This window comes from Deinococcus alpinitundrae (genome assembly GCF_009982895.1).
In the GTDB taxonomy this organism is placed as follows: domain Bacteria; phylum Deinococcota; class Deinococci; order Deinococcales; family Deinococcaceae; genus Deinococcus; species Deinococcus alpinitundrae.
Genome location: NZ_WXZL01000213.1, coordinates 1 through 278, shown reverse-complemented (window position 1 = coordinate 278; position 278 = coordinate 1). Strand labels below are relative to the sequence as shown.

The following is a 278-nucleotide window of genomic DNA, read 5'->3' as shown; positions in this document are numbered from 1 at the left end:
ATTTCGGTAAAAAAGTAAAATTAAACATGATTTTAAATGCCAAAAGTGGGATATGTCCTGAAAACTGTGGTTACTGTGGACAATCACGAGATATTAAACAAAAACAGCGATATGCCTTAATTCCAGAAGAACAAATTATTGATGGTGCGAAAGTGGCACATGACAATCATATTGGTACCTATTGTATTGTTATGAGTGGTAGAGGCCCAAGTGATAAAGAGGTAGATCACATTAGTAATACAGTAAGAACGATTAAGTCACAACACCCACAATTGAAA

1 protein-coding gene is annotated in these 278 nt (G+C 34.5%); it reads left to right on the top strand.

Annotated elements, in window-relative coordinates:
• Window positions 1-26: 26 nt before the first annotated feature.
• Window positions 27-278: radical SAM protein (locus GUI70_RS25605; protein WP_438503513.1), on the top strand; the 252-nt coding region annotated here is incomplete at its 3' end.